Origin of the sequence: Dissulfurimicrobium sp., assembly GCF_049968175.1 — a bacterium.
Classification (GTDB): domain Bacteria; phylum Desulfobacterota; class Dissulfuribacteria; order Dissulfuribacterales; family Sh68; genus Dissulfurimicrobium; species Dissulfurimicrobium hydrothermale.
The window spans coordinates 31185-45827 of sequence record NZ_JBMFRG010000006.1 but is presented as its reverse complement, the minus strand read 5'-3'; the positions used below and the strand labels follow the sequence as shown (position 1 = coordinate 45827).

Annotated in this window: 14 protein-coding genes; 7 read left to right on the top strand and 7 right to left on the bottom strand. The window is 51.8% G+C overall.

Annotated elements, in window-relative coordinates:
* Window positions 1–1345: GAF domain-containing protein (locus ACP5SG_RS01455; RefSeq protein WP_428121313.1), on the bottom strand; the 1345-nt coding region annotated here is incomplete at its 3' end.
* A 368-nt stretch (window positions 1346–1713) separates the two neighbouring features.
* Here ACP5SG_RS01455 and ACP5SG_RS01450 point away from each other — a divergent pair.
* Window positions 1714–2199 carry a hypothetical protein gene (locus ACP5SG_RS01450; protein WP_237889682.1) on the top strand — a complete coding sequence of 162 codons (486 nt, stop codon included), beginning with the start codon at window positions 1714–1716 and terminating at the stop codon, window positions 2197–2199.
* Window positions 2200–2254: 55 nt separating this feature from the next.
* On the opposite strand, the gene rfbD is transcribed toward ACP5SG_RS01450, so the two are convergent.
* Genes rfbD through ACP5SG_RS01435 form a run of 3 tightly spaced genes read right to left on the bottom strand, consistent with a single transcriptional unit; the run spans window position 2255 to window position 4791 of the window.
* A complete protein-coding gene (gene rfbD / locus ACP5SG_RS01445; protein WP_237889683.1) occupies window positions 2255–3169 on the bottom strand; it encodes a dTDP-4-dehydrorhamnose reductase in 915 nt (304 codons plus the stop codon).
* Window positions 3169–3714 carry a dTDP-4-dehydrorhamnose 3,5-epimerase gene (gene rfbC / locus ACP5SG_RS01440; RefSeq protein WP_237889684.1) on the bottom strand — a complete coding sequence of 182 codons (546 nt, stop codon included), beginning with the start codon at window positions 3712–3714 and terminating at the stop codon, window positions 3169–3171. Before rfbC ends, rfbD begins: the two co-directional genes overlap by 1 nt.
* Window positions 3715–3759: 45 nt before the next feature.
* On the bottom strand, window positions 3760–4791 hold the full coding sequence (locus tag ACP5SG_RS01435; RefSeq protein WP_237889685.1) for a carbohydrate kinase family protein: 1032 nt from the start codon (window positions 4789–4791) through the stop codon (window positions 3760–3762).
* Between the two features lie 161 nt (window positions 4792–4952).
* On the opposite strand from ACP5SG_RS01435, the gene dapA reads away from it, so the two are divergent.
* The 6 genes from dapA to ACP5SG_RS01405 all read left to right on the top strand — a co-directional run bounded on the left by dapA (window position 4953) and on the right by ACP5SG_RS01405 (window position 9608).
* The gene (dapA, locus tag ACP5SG_RS01430; protein WP_237889850.1) at window positions 4953–5843 is read left to right on the top strand and encodes a 4-hydroxy-tetrahydrodipicolinate synthase; all 891 of its coding nucleotides are present in this window, start codon (window positions 4953–4955) and stop codon (window positions 5841–5843) included.
* A gap of 200 nt (window positions 5844–6043) precedes the next feature.
* Complete coding sequence (gene dapB / locus ACP5SG_RS01425; protein ID WP_428121305.1) at window positions 6044–6850, top strand: 4-hydroxy-tetrahydrodipicolinate reductase; 807 nt, start codon at window positions 6044–6046, stop codon at window positions 6848–6850.
* Window positions 6851–6895: 45 nt separating this feature from the next.
* Window positions 6896–7657: a fumarylacetoacetate hydrolase family protein gene (locus tag ACP5SG_RS01420; protein WP_428121302.1), complete on the top strand. Its 762-nt coding sequence runs from the start codon at window positions 6896–6898 to the stop codon at window positions 7655–7657.
* Between the two features lie 9 nt (window positions 7658–7666).
* On the top strand, window positions 7667–8833 hold the full coding sequence (locus ACP5SG_RS01415; protein WP_237889688.1) for an LL-diaminopimelate aminotransferase: 1167 nt from the start codon (window positions 7667–7669) through the stop codon (window positions 8831–8833).
* 5 nt (window positions 8834–8838) lie between these two features.
* Complete coding sequence (gene folK, locus ACP5SG_RS01410) at window positions 8839–9342, top strand: 2-amino-4-hydroxy-6-hydroxymethyldihydropteridine diphosphokinase (RefSeq protein WP_237889689.1); 504 nt, start codon at window positions 8839–8841, stop codon at window positions 9340–9342.
* Window positions 9339–9608 (top strand): hypothetical protein, encoded by a 270-nt coding sequence (locus tag ACP5SG_RS01405; protein ID WP_237889690.1) that lies wholly within the window; start codon window positions 9339–9341, stop codon window positions 9606–9608. Before folK ends, ACP5SG_RS01405 begins: the two co-directional genes overlap by 4 nt.
* A gap of 120 nt (window positions 9609–9728) precedes the next feature.
* Here ACP5SG_RS01405 and ACP5SG_RS01400 read toward each other — a convergent pair whose 3' ends face one another.
* The 3 genes from ACP5SG_RS01400 to ACP5SG_RS01390 form a co-directional block, all read right to left on the bottom strand.
* On the bottom strand, window positions 9729–10883 hold the full coding sequence (locus tag ACP5SG_RS01400; RefSeq protein WP_424661802.1) for a M20/M25/M40 family metallo-hydrolase: 1155 nt from the start codon (window positions 10881–10883) through the stop codon (window positions 9729–9731).
* Window positions 10858–13281, bottom strand: coding sequence for an endopeptidase La (lon, locus tag ACP5SG_RS01395; protein WP_428121293.1), 2424 nt, complete (start codon window positions 13279–13281; stop codon window positions 10858–10860). The genes ACP5SG_RS01400 and lon overlap by 26 nt, the downstream gene beginning before the upstream one ends.
* 73 nt (window positions 13282–13354) lie before the next feature.
* Window positions 13355–14596 (bottom strand): MFS transporter, encoded by a 1242-nt coding sequence (locus ACP5SG_RS01390; protein ID WP_424661816.1) that lies wholly within the window; start codon window positions 14594–14596, stop codon window positions 13355–13357.
* Between the last annotated feature and the right edge of the window lie 47 nt (window positions 14597–14643).

Below are 14643 nucleotides of genomic sequence, written 5' to 3'. Positions count from 1 at the left end.
TCTCCATCTTCTGGGCGTGAAGGAGCTGCTTTTCGAGACGGATCTTTTCGGTGATATCCTTTCCAAGCTCGATGACATGGGTGACCTTGCCGTCTTTCTTGATGGGCACGCTTCTCAATTCCCATATCCTGCCGTCCGGCGTGGTGACGATTTCCATGAAAGGTAGGCCCGTCGTGAAGCTCTGTTGGACAGGGCAGATCTCACACGGCATGGTCCTTTGGTGCCACAGTTCGTAGCAGTGTCTGCCCACGAGTTCCTCCGGTTTTTTACCGAGGCTGTTGGCGGCGCCCTTGTTTGACCAGAGCACCGTAAGATCAGGGGCCTGGAGGGTCAGGTTGTCGGGTATTGCGTCGAGGAGTGCGCTGAATTGGTCTGAAAGGCCGCGGTATCTGGCCTCGCTCTCCTTGAGCGCATCCTCGGCCTTTCTGCGTTCCGTCTCTTTTTCGGCGACCTCCATTGCAAACGAGATGTCCATCGCCAGCTCATCAAGCAGTTTGACCTCTTCTTCATCAAAGAAACCTGTTTTATCGCTGTAGAGGTTCAAGACACCTTTGAGCCTTCCTGCTACATTCAGAGGAAGGGCGGCAGAGGAGCGGTAGCCAATGCGGATGGCGTCTTCGCGCCAGGGTCCCATCCTTGGGTCATTCTTGATATCGTTACACACAACATGTGCTCCGGCTCGCATGGCCCTGCCTGTCGGGCCGTTGCCGCGCAACTCATCGGACAAAATTATGCCGAGCTTGTCGATGTAACCATTTGTAACGCCGGCGCAGGCCACTGCGTCAACCTTTTGTGTCGAGGGATCGGCAATGCCTATCCACGCCATGCGGAAACCGCCTTTTTCAACGGCGATGCGGCAGATATCCTCAAACAGCGCCTGCAGCTCCTTGATACGTACGATGGCCTGATTGACCTCACTCAGGAGGGCATAAAGGCGGTTTAGTTTATGGAGACGGTCCTCGGTCTGTCTGCGTTCCGTGATGTCATTTATGATGGCAAGAAAGACCTGTCCGCCATCTTTTTCCATCATCTGAAGATGGACATCAACCGGATATTCGGAGCCGTCTTTTCTGCGGTGCATGGATTCAAAAACGAGCTGATCCAGCTCCTTCGTTAGCAAGGGTTCGAGCATCGAGCGGAAGGCCTCTTGGGTAAACCCTGGCTTTATGTCATAAGGGGTCAGGTTATAGAGTTCGTCAAGGCTGTAGCCCAGATTCCTGTAGGCCCCTTCATTGACGAAGAGGAATTTCAGGGTATCGGCGTCAAAGACATAGATTTCGTTGAGGCTTCTGGTCAGTATCTCTTTCAGCAGATCCGGGCTTAATTTATTTTCTGATCCGGTCATTTCACGCCCTTTATTTTGTTCCGTGCGGTTTTGACGATATAAACCTACGTCTTTTCTTTGTTTGTCAAAAACGGCAAAATTTGAACCGCGAGATCCAGCTTGTCCAATTTATATAGTCATGGGATATTCGTTTGACAAGCTGATCTTTTAACCCTCCTCCTTTTTCTTTTAACGTTGGAATGGGTCAAAAAGGATTGAAAAGAGATCCCATCTTATTTCTCTTATTTCGATATCGATTTTATGTTATAATTTTTTATTATAAAGTATATCTCGGATTTGGGATTCTGCCCGCACATAATCGGCAGACAATGGATTTCTAGGAGTTCCCATAAATACGGCCGGAAGGCCCGATTTGACCGGAGGTAAAAATGGAGACAAATGGTTATAGGTTATTTGGATTGGCCGCCCTTTTGGGCGTATTTTTTATTGCCTGTACAGCGCAGGAGGCCTCTGCAGGTGTGAACATCAATATCAATCTCGGCCCGCCGCCGATTGTGTTTCATGCGCCGCCGGAGGTGATCATGATACCGGATTCGCCGGTCTATTTCGTCCCGGATCTCGACATCGACGTATTTTTTTACAACGGATATTGGTGGTCGCCGCGCGGGAGGCATTGGTATTGTGCAAGGACGTATAATGGACCGTGGATGATAGTGGAGAGGCGTCATGTACCGCCCCCTTTATCCAGGATCTATCATCATAGCAATTACCGGATTATTTATGAGAGGGAGCACCGTATTCCATACGGACAGCTGAAGAAGGAATGGAGGCGCCATGGGCGCATTGAATGGAATGAAGGTCGCGGCGAATGGCATGAACACGGCCATGGGCGCGGGCATGGAGACCGCAACTGAATTAAGGAAGGTTTCGATCTGCAGAGCAGGGGCCGGGTTCGGCAATAATCACACCTCATTTGGCAGGAGGATGAAATGGTTGGGATGGCGCCCTCAGCCCTTCCATACAGAGATTGAACTGGACGTCCCAATTCGGCATCTTAATGCCGAATGCCCTGAAGAGTTTTTCGTTTGACATGATCGAATTTTTGGGTCTCTTGGCTGTACAAAGGTAACCCTCGGAGGGAATAGGCATGATTTTGCATGCACAGCCTCGTCCGGTGGCGTTTGAAATGGCGCAGGCGAAGCCATACCAGGTGGTCGTCCCGCCTGCGCTCAAGTGGTAAAGTCCAGCGTGGTCTGGCGGAAACTCAAACCCCCCGCCAGCGGTTACAAATCTTGAAAGCACCTGGGCGGTGACTTCTGCTATCATGCGGCTCCAAGTGGGCGCACCTTTTTGGTCGTCCACTATTTTGATGGTGTTTCTTTCCCTAAGCAATCGGAGCATGGTCAGGAGAAAATTTGCACCCCTTGTCCCATAGACCCAGCTTGTGCGAAATATGAGATGGTTGCAGCCGGAAGACCGGACGGCCTCTTCTCCGGCAAGCTTGGTCTTTCCATAGGTGTTTATCGGGTTGGTGGGGTCTTCTTCTGTATATGGACCGCATTTTGTGCCGTCGAATACATAATCGGTTGAGTAATGCACCAGCAGGGCGCCGAGACGCCGGGCCTCCTCCGCCATTACGCCTGGCGCGATCCCATTGACAGCCATGGCAAGTCCTTTTTCTTCTTCGGCCCTGTCTACAGCGGTATATGCGGCTGCATTTATAATAATCGAAGGCCTCAGTCCACTGATGACTGTCCTGATCGAGGCCGGATCCGAAAGATCCATGGCCTCTCTGCCAAGTGCAGCCACATCCCCAAGGGTGGTCAGTGTACGCGCAAGTTCCCACCCTACCTGTCCATTTTTGCCTGTTATGATGATTTTCATCAAGCAAATACCTCTGCGTCCTTGAAGAATTTACCGGCCATATCCTTTGGAGAAAGGATGGGTTTGTTGCTTATCGGCCAGTCTATGGCGAGGTCAGGGTCGTTCCAGATGATGGTGCGTTCGAATTCAGGTGCCCAGTAGTCCGTGGTCTTGTAAAGGAATTCAGCCACCTTGGACAGGACTAGAAACCCATGGGCAAATCCGGGCGGCACCCACAACATGCGCCTGTTCTCCGCGCTGAGTCTTACCGACACCCATTTCCCGAAGTTCGGCGAGCTGCGCCTGATGTCAACCGCGACATCAAAGACCTCACCTACGATGACCCTGATGAGTTTCCCCTGCGTCTGCCTGATCTGGTAGTGGAGGCCGCGGAGCACGCCCATGATTGAGCGTGAGTGGTTGTCTTGTACGAATTCACGGTCTATGCCGGTAAGCTCCATAAACCTTTTTTTATTGTAACTTTCGAAGAAAAAACCACGCTCATCCCCAAAGACCTTCGGTTCGATGATGAGTACTTCGGGGATGACAGTCGGTATGACGTTCATCTTGTTGAATCACCTCCGTTTGAATCAACCGATCTGCATGTTAAATTAAATAATAAGGCCGTCGAGTCCATCCATCCATGTCCTGCCAAAGGCCGAAAGAGAATGCGCTGCAAGTCGCGCCCCTGTTGCAAGAGATGCCGTGACGTCTTTGTTTTTGAATATGCCTGCCAAAACGCCTGCATTAAAGGCGTCGCCTGCCCCAGTATTGTCAATTATTTCAAATTTAAGCGGTTCCGTCGGGACATGAGCGGTAAGCCCTCTTGAATGGAGAGATGCCCCCATTGCCCCTTGTTTCAGGATTATTGCAGGCCCCCTTGTCTCAGTGAAAAACGGTCGCCTTTTTGATAACATGGGATCGTGATTCAACATGGGGAGCAGGCAATTGGCGGCTTCGGTGCCGGTTTTTCCTGTGAAAAGGCCTGCCTCCGTCTTTGTGACGAAGAGGATATCAGTCCTCTTGAATATCTCTATGATAGGTCTTTCAAGGCCCATCAATGCGTATATTTCACCAGGGTCAAAGCTCAATATCTGGTCTGGAAGTAAGGCCTTCACCAGCCTGATCTGGTTCTCGAGACCTCTTTTCGTCACTACCGAGCTAAGATGGAGGCAGCGCGTCCCTTTTAAACAATCGGCTGGTGCCCAGTCAGTAAGGGTGAATTCCTGATCAGGCGGGATGACCATCATCGCCCTGTCGCGGCTTGCCGTGTCGAGAACTACCACACATATGGCACTCCTGCCCACGCGAGTCACCATGGAGGTCTCTACGCCCGACATGGAGCCAAGAATGAATTCCCCAGCGATGTCTTTGCCTACAGCGCCCAGAAAGCCTGTCTTGAATCCGAGACGCGCCAGGGCGCAGATCGTGTTTGCGGAAGAGCCGCCGCCGCTTTTTGTAATCAGCCTTCCGCAGGTGTCAAGACGCCTTAAGAGCCTGATGGCGTCTTCGTGGCTGCCTGTGATTTCGTGTCCTGGTTCAAGGGCGAAACCATCGTTGCGCAGGGCATCAAGGTCGTCTATTTCATAGATGATATCCAGATTAAGCGCCCCATGGCCCAGGAAGTCTTTTTCGGTCATCATAAATAACCTGTTTAAACTACTTGCCCATTTTCTACAAACCCTTTAATAATTTATCTTAATCTGGTCAAAAGGCATTTGGAAGGCCGATCTGGCCAAAACTATATATGGAGGGTCCGATCATGGCATGCAGCGCCAGGGCGTGCAAAAAGGAAGGTGCAACGATGAAAAAAGATAAGAAGATAGGGGGTGCCATTGTTGCGATTGTCACTCCTTTTAGAGATGGGGTGTTGGATGAGCAGGCGTTGAAAGACCTTATTGAGTGGCAGATAAAGTCTGGAACCCATGGGATCGTGCCTTGCGGGACCACTGGTGAGTCGGCGACGCTCAGCCACGAAGAACACATGAAGGTCGTCGAGGTCACCGTAGCTGCAGTAAACGGGCGCGTGCCGGTCATAGCAGGTACAGGGTCCAATTCCACTGACGAGACCATCATGTTGACCAGGCACGCCAAAAAGGCAGGGGCTGATGCGGCCTTGGTCATAACACCTTACTACAACAAGCCTACGCAGGAAGGGCTTTATCAACACTTTAAAAAGGTGGCGGATGAGTGCAAATTCCCGATGATCCTCTACAATGTCCCGGGCAGAACAGGCGTAAATATGCTCCCACAGACGGTCGCGCGCTGTGCCCAAAACAGATATATAATCGGCATAAAAGAGGCGACAGGCGACCTGAGACAGGTTACGAATGTGATAAGGCTGTGTCCGAAGGGCTTTATCGTGCTTTCCGGAGATGATTTCACGGCCATGCCGACTGTTGCGATAGGCGGAGAGGGCGTCATATCAGTTGCGTCAAACGTTATGCCGAAGGAGATGGCTGCCATGATGGATGCAGCGTTGAGCGGTCATATGGATAAGGCCAGAGACATGCACCTAAAACTCTTTCCCCTGTTCGATTCCTTGTTTATCGAGACAAATCCTGTGCCGGCCAAGGCTGCTTTAGCGCTTATGGGGAAGATACCGTCCGGCGAGTTGAGGTTGCCGCTCTGCCAGATGGGCAATGCAAATCAGGAAAGATTGAAAGAGGTGCTCAAGGGTTACGGGCTTATCTGATTTAAAATGCACGGTGTGCAAAAATATCCGGTGTGGGGGTTTTCAATAGCTGACTAAAATTATGCAGGCTGTTCAAAAGCGTCTGGTATAAGGGCGCGAAAGGTGAATGATGAGGCGTAGTTATGGCGCGCCGCAATGATGAACCGTGAGCGCAATGCAGCGACAGGCGTTTTTTCAACAGCCTACCATGGGGGGAAGATATGATCCGCGCAATAGTAGCAGGCGCCGGGGGCCGCATGGGCGGTCGTATAATCAACATTATAGAGGCCGATAAAGACATTACGCTTGCCGCCGCCTTTGAGAAAAAGGGATCACGGTTCGCGGGACAGGACGCTGGCATAGTCGCAGGGCTCAATAGGGCCCTCGGTATAATTGTCCAAGAAGGTCTTGAAGGTGTGATCGATGAGGGGGATGTACTAATCGACTTCACGTTCCATGAGGCCACATTGAATCATGCCCGCATTGCAGCCGGCGCCAAAAAGCCTATGGTGATAGGCACTACCGGTCTTTCCGCCGCTGAGATCGATGAGATCAGAAATCTGGCCAGATCGTTTCCATGCGTCCTCGCCCCGAACATGAGCGTTGGCGTCAATCTCTTGTACAAACTGGTCGAGATGGCAGCAAAGACCCTTGGTGACGACTACGATATTGAGATAATCGAGGCCCATCACAGGATGAAAAAAGACGCGCCGAGCGGTACGGCCTTGCAGATCGGTAGAGTTGCAGCTGCTGCTGTGGGAAGGAAGCTTGAAGAGGTGGGTGTCTATGCCAGACATGGGTTGATAGGCGAGAGGACAGCTAAGGAAATTGGCATCCAGACCGTCCGCGCCGGCGACATCGTAGGCGAACACACCGTGCTTTTCGGCGGGATCGGCGAACGCATTGAATTGGTACACAAGGCCTCAAGCCGTGATACCTTCGCAAAGGGTGCGGTCAGGGCCGCAAAATGGGTTGTTGGAAAGGGCCCCGGCCTTTACGATATGCAGGATGTCCTGGGCTTGAAATAAAAGGGCATTGACCTGATCTTCCGTTGGAATGAGGGAGGGAGGCAGATGAAACTGGTCAGGTTTATGACAAAAGAAAAAAAGTCGCCCCGTTACGGCATCTGGCGGGACGGATATGTCCGTGTGATCGTAGCCGACCCGTTCGAGGGTATGATCGTGGGGACATCCGAGACGTACCAGGCCGATGAGGTCATCCTTCTTGCCCCATGCACACCATCAAAGATAGTGGCCGTCGGATTGAATTACAAGGACCATGCCGAAGAGCTCAAGATGCCTCTGCCGGATGAGCCGCTTATCTTTTTAAAGCCCCCTTCTTCTGTGATAGGTCAAGGCGATGAGATCGTGAGGCCCGGACAGTCAAATCGCGTGGACTATGAAGCAGAGTTAGGCGTGGTTATAGGCAGAAAAGCAAGAAATGTGCCTCCGCAAATGGCAAAGGGTTACATCCTAGGCTATACCTGCATAAACGACGTAACGGCCAGGGATCTGCAGATGAAGGACGTGCAGTTTACCAGGGCGAAGGGTTTTGACACATTCTGCCCCATCGGACCATGGATAGAGACGGAGTTCGATCCATCCGACGCCCTTGTCGAATGCAGGTTAAACGGTGAGCTCAAACAGTCGTCGAGGACCAGTCAGTTCATTCACGATGTTCCTGAATTGATAAGTTTCATCTCACATATAATGACGCTTGAACCTGGCGATGTTGTATCCACTGGGACGCCAAAGGGCATAGGACCGATGTATCCTGGAGACGAGGTCATTGTAAGTATCGAGGGCATAGGCGAACTCAGAAACAAGGTCATATAAGAGGTCGATATGGATTTTAAGATATCAGAAAGGCTTTCATCGCTCCCGCCGTATCTCTTTGTGGAGCTTGACCGCAAGAAGGAAGAGGTGATGAGACGGGGCGTAGATGTCATAGACTTGGGTATCGGAGACCCCGACCTCCCAACCCCGCAGTTTGTTGTGGAGAGGCTCAAAGAGGCGGCGGGAAGGTCGCAGAATCACCGCTATCCGTCCTCCGCCGGCATGGCGGAATTCAGGTGTGCGGTCGCGGAGTGGTGCAGGAGGCGTTTCGGTCTGGTGCTTGATCCTGATAGAGAGGTTGCATGTCTGATCGGTTCAAAGGAGGGGATCGCCCATTTCCCGATTGCATTTTTAAACCCTGGCGATGTGGCGTTGGTTCCAACCCCTGGCTATCCCGTCTATCACATAGGTACCCTCTTTGCAGGCGCAAAGACCCATTTCATGCCGCTTGTTGAAAAAAATGCATTCCTTCCCGATCTTGACTCCATAGCCCCAGAGGTGCTCAAAGGTGCGAAGGTCCTGTGGCTCAACTATCCCAATAATCCCACGGCGGCGATTGCACCGGAAGGATTTTACGAAAAGGTGGTTGCATTTGCAAAGGAGCACAGGCTCATTGTCTGTCACGATGCGGCTTACAGCGAGATGACTTATGATGGGTACCGTGCGCCGAGCTTTCTTGAGATTCCCGGAGCAAAAGACGTGGGCATAGAGTTCCATTCGCTCTCCAAGACCTACAATATGACAGGCTGGCGGATTGGTTTTGCCATAGGACATCCGGATCTGATAGCAGGGCTCAAGAAGGTGAAGTCCAATGTGGATTCCGGACAGTTCAATGCAGTACAGGAGGCGGCCATAGCCGCACTCCAAAGCGATCAGTCCTTTATAGAGGAGATGCGGAAGGTCTATTCGGAGCGGCGGGACATGTTGGTCAAGGGGCTCAGGCGTCTTGGGATTGCGGCCCCATTTCCAAAGGCCACCTTCTACGTCTGGACCTCTGTGCCGAAGGGCCATACGTCCCAGAGTTTCTCGGGTCTGCTTCTTGAAAAGGCTGGGATAGTCTGTACCCCTGGAAGCGGCTTCGGTGCACCGGGCGAGGGTTACGTAAGAATGGCACTAACGGTGCCGGTCGGGAGGCTTGAAGAGGCCATTGGGCGGCTTGAAAAGGTGCTGAACTAACAGAAATGGCATGGAAGATGGCGTACATAGGCCTTGGAGCGAATCTAAGGCCAAGGCGCAAAAATTGTCTTTTAGCGATCGAGCTCCTTAAAAAGACGCCTGAGATCAGGGTTGTCTCCATGTCGAGATTTTACGAGACAGAGCCTGTAGGGGTCGACACAACGCATCTCTTTGTAAATGCGGCAGCTGGAATAGAGACCAGTCTTCTGCCGTACCCCCTCCTTGATATGCTCTTGCAGATCGAACATAAACTCGGGAGGGACAGGTCAAAAGGCCCTGACAGGACGATAGACATTGATCTCCTCTATTATGAAGGCGTTAAGATAGACGAAGGCGGCCTTTCACTTCCTCATCCAAGGGCGTCTGGGAGGCGTTTTGTCCTTGCCCCATTGGTCGAAATAGCGCCTGATCTCAATATCGGCCCAGAAGGTGAAACGGTCGCAATGCTTTTAAGCCGACTGCCAGAAATACCGTCGGTCAGGATGATGGATAAGGGATCGCGGTCTTGAAATTTATTTTCTTTATCTTGCTATATGGGGTAATCTATTTCTCCTTCATCAAACCCTTCTTAAGGGGCTATCGCGGTGCGACTGGCAATACGAGGGGTGCGATCCAGCCTCCACCACCCATCCACGATGAACTCGTAAGGGATCCTGTTTGTGGGGTCTTTGTCCCGAAAAGGCAGGCTGTTGCGCTTATAATGGATGGCAAGATCCATTATTTCTGCTCTGAAAGGTGTAGAAAACAATTCATTGCTGGCTCCGGCCGCCGCTAAGAATCCTCTCGGGTTTTCAAACGTCAGATGGAGGCGTGCGAGAAATGGTGAGGCGTGGGCGCCTAAAGTACGCTGCAACGGCGAGCCATGGGCAGGATGTAAAGTAGCAGAAGGGTTTTTTCAACAACCTGGCCAGCTCTTGATTATCTCAATCACAAGCCTGCAAACCCTTGCCATGTCCTCCAGTCTTATGAATTCACTGGTGCTGTGGACATTTTGCATACCTATCCCCATGATAACAGTTGAAAGCCCCTTGCCGTTAAAGATATTGGCATCGCTCCCGCCGCCGGTCTTTCCGGTCTTAATATCCCTACCCAAGACCCTTGCAGCATCCATCGCGGCCTTGACAAGTTGGTGGTCGTCGGGGACGGACATGGCAGGGTAGTCGTCTCTTACCTCAGCCTGTACTAACGGGAGGCCGTCCAAGCCATCCTTTCTGAATTCAGAGGCCACTTTGTGAAAGCGCCCTATGATCTCGTCCTCCACCTCACGGAGCCTCTTCGGGCTATGGCTCCTCACCTCACCGTCCATCTCCACTTCGCCTGGTACGATATTTGTCGCATTGCCGCCCCGGATGACCCCGATATTCGCCGTTGTTTCATCGTCTATGCGTCCCATCGGGATTGTAGAGAGGGCCTTGGCCGCAATCCTTATGGCGTTTATCCCGTCTTCCGGCCTGATGCCTGCATGCACGGCCTTTCCAACTACTTTTAGATGGAATCTGATCGCGGCAGGGGCCATGGTGATGAGCATATCCGGGTTGGTGGCGTCAAGGGCATAGCCTGCCCTGGCTTTAAGAAGCGCAGGGTCAAAAGCCTTGGCACCCAGGAGCCCTATCTCCTCGCAAACAGTAAAGAGGAACTCCACAGGGCCGTGGGCCACATCGTATTCTTTTAAGAGATTTGCAACCTCTATCAGGATGGCTATGGCCGCTTTGTCGTCAGAGCCGAGGATTGTCGAGCCGTCAGTGGAAAAGACACCTTCTTTGAAGATGGGTTTTATACCCCTTCCTGGTTCGACCGTGTCCATGTGGGCGTTGAAAAAGAGTGGAGGGACGTCTTTCACGCCAGGGGTGCGCACTATTAGATTGCCGCTGCTGGATCCAGTCTCGGACTTGGTTTTATCCTCGATTACCTCAAATCCAAGGTCTGAAAAATGTCTCCTGAGCCACGCACAGACCGCAGCTTCCTCCCTGGACGGGCTGTTGATCTTGACAAGCTCCATAAAGGTATCAGAAAGGCGCCTTAAATCAGGTCTTATCTCTTTTTTTCTCATTTTTGTCCACGTCCTGTTTGATAGCGATCTTTAGTACCTCGTCCATATATTTTACTACATGGAAGGTTATTTTTTTTCGGATATGACGAGGTATCTCCTCAAGGTCTTTCAAATTTCCTTCAGGGATCACAACCCTTGAGATGCCGGCCCTCAGGGCGGCCAAGGCCTTTTCCTTGAGTCCGCCGATGGGGAGCACCCGGCCCCTTAGGGTGATCTCCCCCGTCATTGCCACGTCTTTATCTACAGGCCGGTCTGTCAGCGCGGAGACAAGGGCGGTCGTGAGGGTTATGCCGGCAGAAGGCCCGTCTTTTGGTATGGCCCCTGCCGGGACATGTATGTGGATGTCTTTGTTCTCAAATGTCTGTGGATCAATACCCAGGGACTCGGCCCTTGATCTTGCAAAACTCAGGGCGGCCTGGGCAGATTCCTTCATAACCTCGCCAAGGAGACCTGTAAGGGTAAGGCCGCCCTTACCCTTCATAAGTGTGGCCTCAATCCTCAGGACCTCTCCGCCGAAAGGTGTCCACGCAAGACCCGTCGCCACCCCAACCTGACTCTCTTCTTGGGCGAGCTCAGGTTGATACGGTGGGATGCCGAGATATCTGCTGAGACTTAGGGCCGTGACCTTAAACGGCCCCTTTTCCCCTTCTGCGATACGGCGGGCCGCTTTTCTACAGACCGCTGCTATCTGACGCTCGAGTTCACGGAGACCGGCCTCACGTGTGTATTCCTCTATTATCTTCATAAGGGTGGTGTCAGGTATATCGAGTGTATCTTTCTTAAGGCCGTGTTCTTTGATTTGGCGCGGAAGGAGATAGCGCCTTGCAATGGCCGCCTTTTCGTCGGTCGTATAACCTGATAGCCTTATGAGTTCAAGCCTGTCCAGGAGGGCGGACGGGATAGAGTCAGTCACATTGGCCGTCAGTACAAAGAGAACCCTTGAAAGGTCGAACGGAAGGTCTATGTAGTGGTCGAAAAATGTGTTGTTTTGCTCTGGATCAAGAACCTCCAGGAGGGCAGCAGCGGGGTCGCCCCTGAAGTCAGTGCCAATCTTGTCCACCTCATCCATCATAAATACAGGGTTGTTGGTCCCAGCCCTCTTGATTCCCTGGATGATTCTGCCTGGGAGTGCCCCTATATAGGTGCGCCTGTGACCGCGTATCTCCGCCTCATCCCTTACGCCGCCAAGCGAGACCCTGACGAATTTGCGACCCAGGGCCCTTGCCACAGAGCGGCCGAGGGAGGTCTTGCCGACGCCGGGCGGTCCGACAAAGCAAAGGATAGGTCCTTTTACAGATCGATTCAGTTTCCTTACAGCTATGTATTCTATGATGCGTTCTTTGACCTTTTCGAGGTCATAGTGGTCTTCATCCAATACCTTCTGTGCCCTTGCGACATCCAGTTTGTCGTTTGTGGATCTGGACCACGGCAGTTCAATCAACCAGTCGAGATAGGTCCTGATTATCGAGGCCTCTGAGGCATCGGGGTGCATGGATTCCAGACGCCCTATCTGTTTTAACGCCTCTTCTTCGGCATCGGGCGGCATGCGGGCCTCTATGACCTTTTTCCTGAGCTCGCTGAGCTCTTCAGTCCTGTCGTCTATCTCGCCGAGCTCGCGCTTTATGGCGTTCAACTGCTCCCTGAGGAAGTATTCACGTTGGGTCTTGGTCATTTCCTCCTTGGCCTCGGATTGGATTTTGGCCTGTACGGTCGTGACCTCAAGTTCCCTGGCAAGGAGGTCGTTTACAACCTTTAGTCTTTCAACAGGGTCTGCAACTGCTAAAAGATTCTGTGCGTCGGCAGGCTTTAACTTCAGATTTGATGCCACCATATCGGCAAGCCGACCAGGCTCGTAGAGATTGTTCAATACAGCCCCTATCTCTGGGCTGAAGACCCCTTTCAGGGCAAAGAGTTTCTCGGCCTGTTCTTTGACATTTCTTATAAGCGCCTCGATCTCTACTGTGATCTCGCCGGGTTCCTCCTCTTTTATTGGTCTTATGCGCACCCTGATATATGGTTCTTCCTGTAGGAATTCTAATATCTCGCCCTTTATTAAGGCCTGGGCAAGGATTTTCAGTCGCCCATCAGGGAGCTGAAGCGTCCTGATGATTGCAGCCGCCACGCCTAGATGATAAAAGTCGTCTCTGTCCGGGGTCTCTTCAGCTGGGTCTTTCTGGGCCGTTAGAAAGATAAGTCTATTTGACCTCAGCGCCTCGTTTACAGCCGCTACTGAGGCCTCTCTGCCGACAAAGAGCGGGACTACCATTGAAGGGAATACTATTACATCCCTCAGCGCCATAAGTGGCAGCTCATCCGGTATTTCTATTGTCTGCTGTCCGCCAGCATCGTCCGTGATAATAAAATTATCGTCAATGTCCATATCGCTCCACAATCCCATGCAGGGGCCTCTTTAAAAAATCTCTCGGATTTTTATCTAAGTATAAATGGCCGTCATAAATTGCCAAGATAAATTAATCGTCTATCCCTTTTTTAAGTCGGATATCCGGCAGGAATACGGCCAGCACCCCAAGTAATGGGAGATATGAGCAGATATGATAGACGAATTCAATGTCATACATGTCAGCCAGTTTCCCCAGCACGGCAGCGCCTATACCGGCCATACCGAAGGCAAGTCCGAAGAACAGGCCGGAAATGGTGCCCACCTTGCCTGGAATGAGTTCTTGGGCGAACACTAAGATGGCGGAAAAGGCGGATGCCAGAGTGAAACCGCCTGCAAAGGCCAGAATACCAGTCCATGTCAGGTTTGCATAGGGCAGGGCAAGGGTAAATGGTGCAGCCCCGAGGATAGAGAGCCAGATGACCTTTTTTCTCCCTATCCGATCGCCGATTGGCCCGCCGATGAGCGTACCCGTCGCAACGGCGAATAGAAATGTGAAGAGGTAATACTGTGCCTGCTGCATTGGCAGATGAAAGCGGTGCATTAGATAAAAGGTGAAGTAATTGGTGATACTTGCCAGATAAAAATATTTGGAGAATATGAGCGCCAAAAGGATCAGTAGGGAGATGGTGACTGTGCGCCTGGAAAACGCTGATTTTGCATCCTGATGGCCTTTGGATCCCCCGCCTTTATATGTGCGGCGGCGTTCATACCAATGCCCTACATTTATAAGTACCACGATTGCAAGCATGGCAAGAAACGAAAACCATAAGATGCTGTGTTGCCCACATGGGATAATGATCCAGGCCGCCATTAGGGGCCCTATGGCAGTGCCCGCATTGCCACCTACTTGGAAAATGGACTGTGCAAATCCATATTTTCCGCCTGATGCCATTCTCGCAACGCGTGAGGATTCGGGATGAAAGACCGATGACCCCATGCCTACCATGGCGGCAGCGATGAGCAACGCGTCATAGTTCCAGGCCATAGCCAGGACCAGGAGGCCGCATAGGGTACAGCCCATGCCAAAGGCCAGGGAATAAGGCCTGGGATGCCGGTCCGTATAGAACCCTACCATCGGTTGGAGCAGAGAGGCGGTAATCTGATAGACTAGGGAGATCGTACCGACCTGGACAAATGTGAGCGCAAAATTGTTTTTTAGAAGGGGATATATTGCAAAGATCAATGATTGGATGGTGTCGTTCAAAAAATGGGAAAAACTGATGGCCCCTAATACCTTTAATGAACCTGTCTGCCAGTGGGCGTATCCAGTTTCCGGAGAGGCCCCATTCCATTCCGTTTCAGTCAAGGTCATTGCTCCTTTCCGGGGAATGGCCGATGACTATAATGTAATTAGTGTTG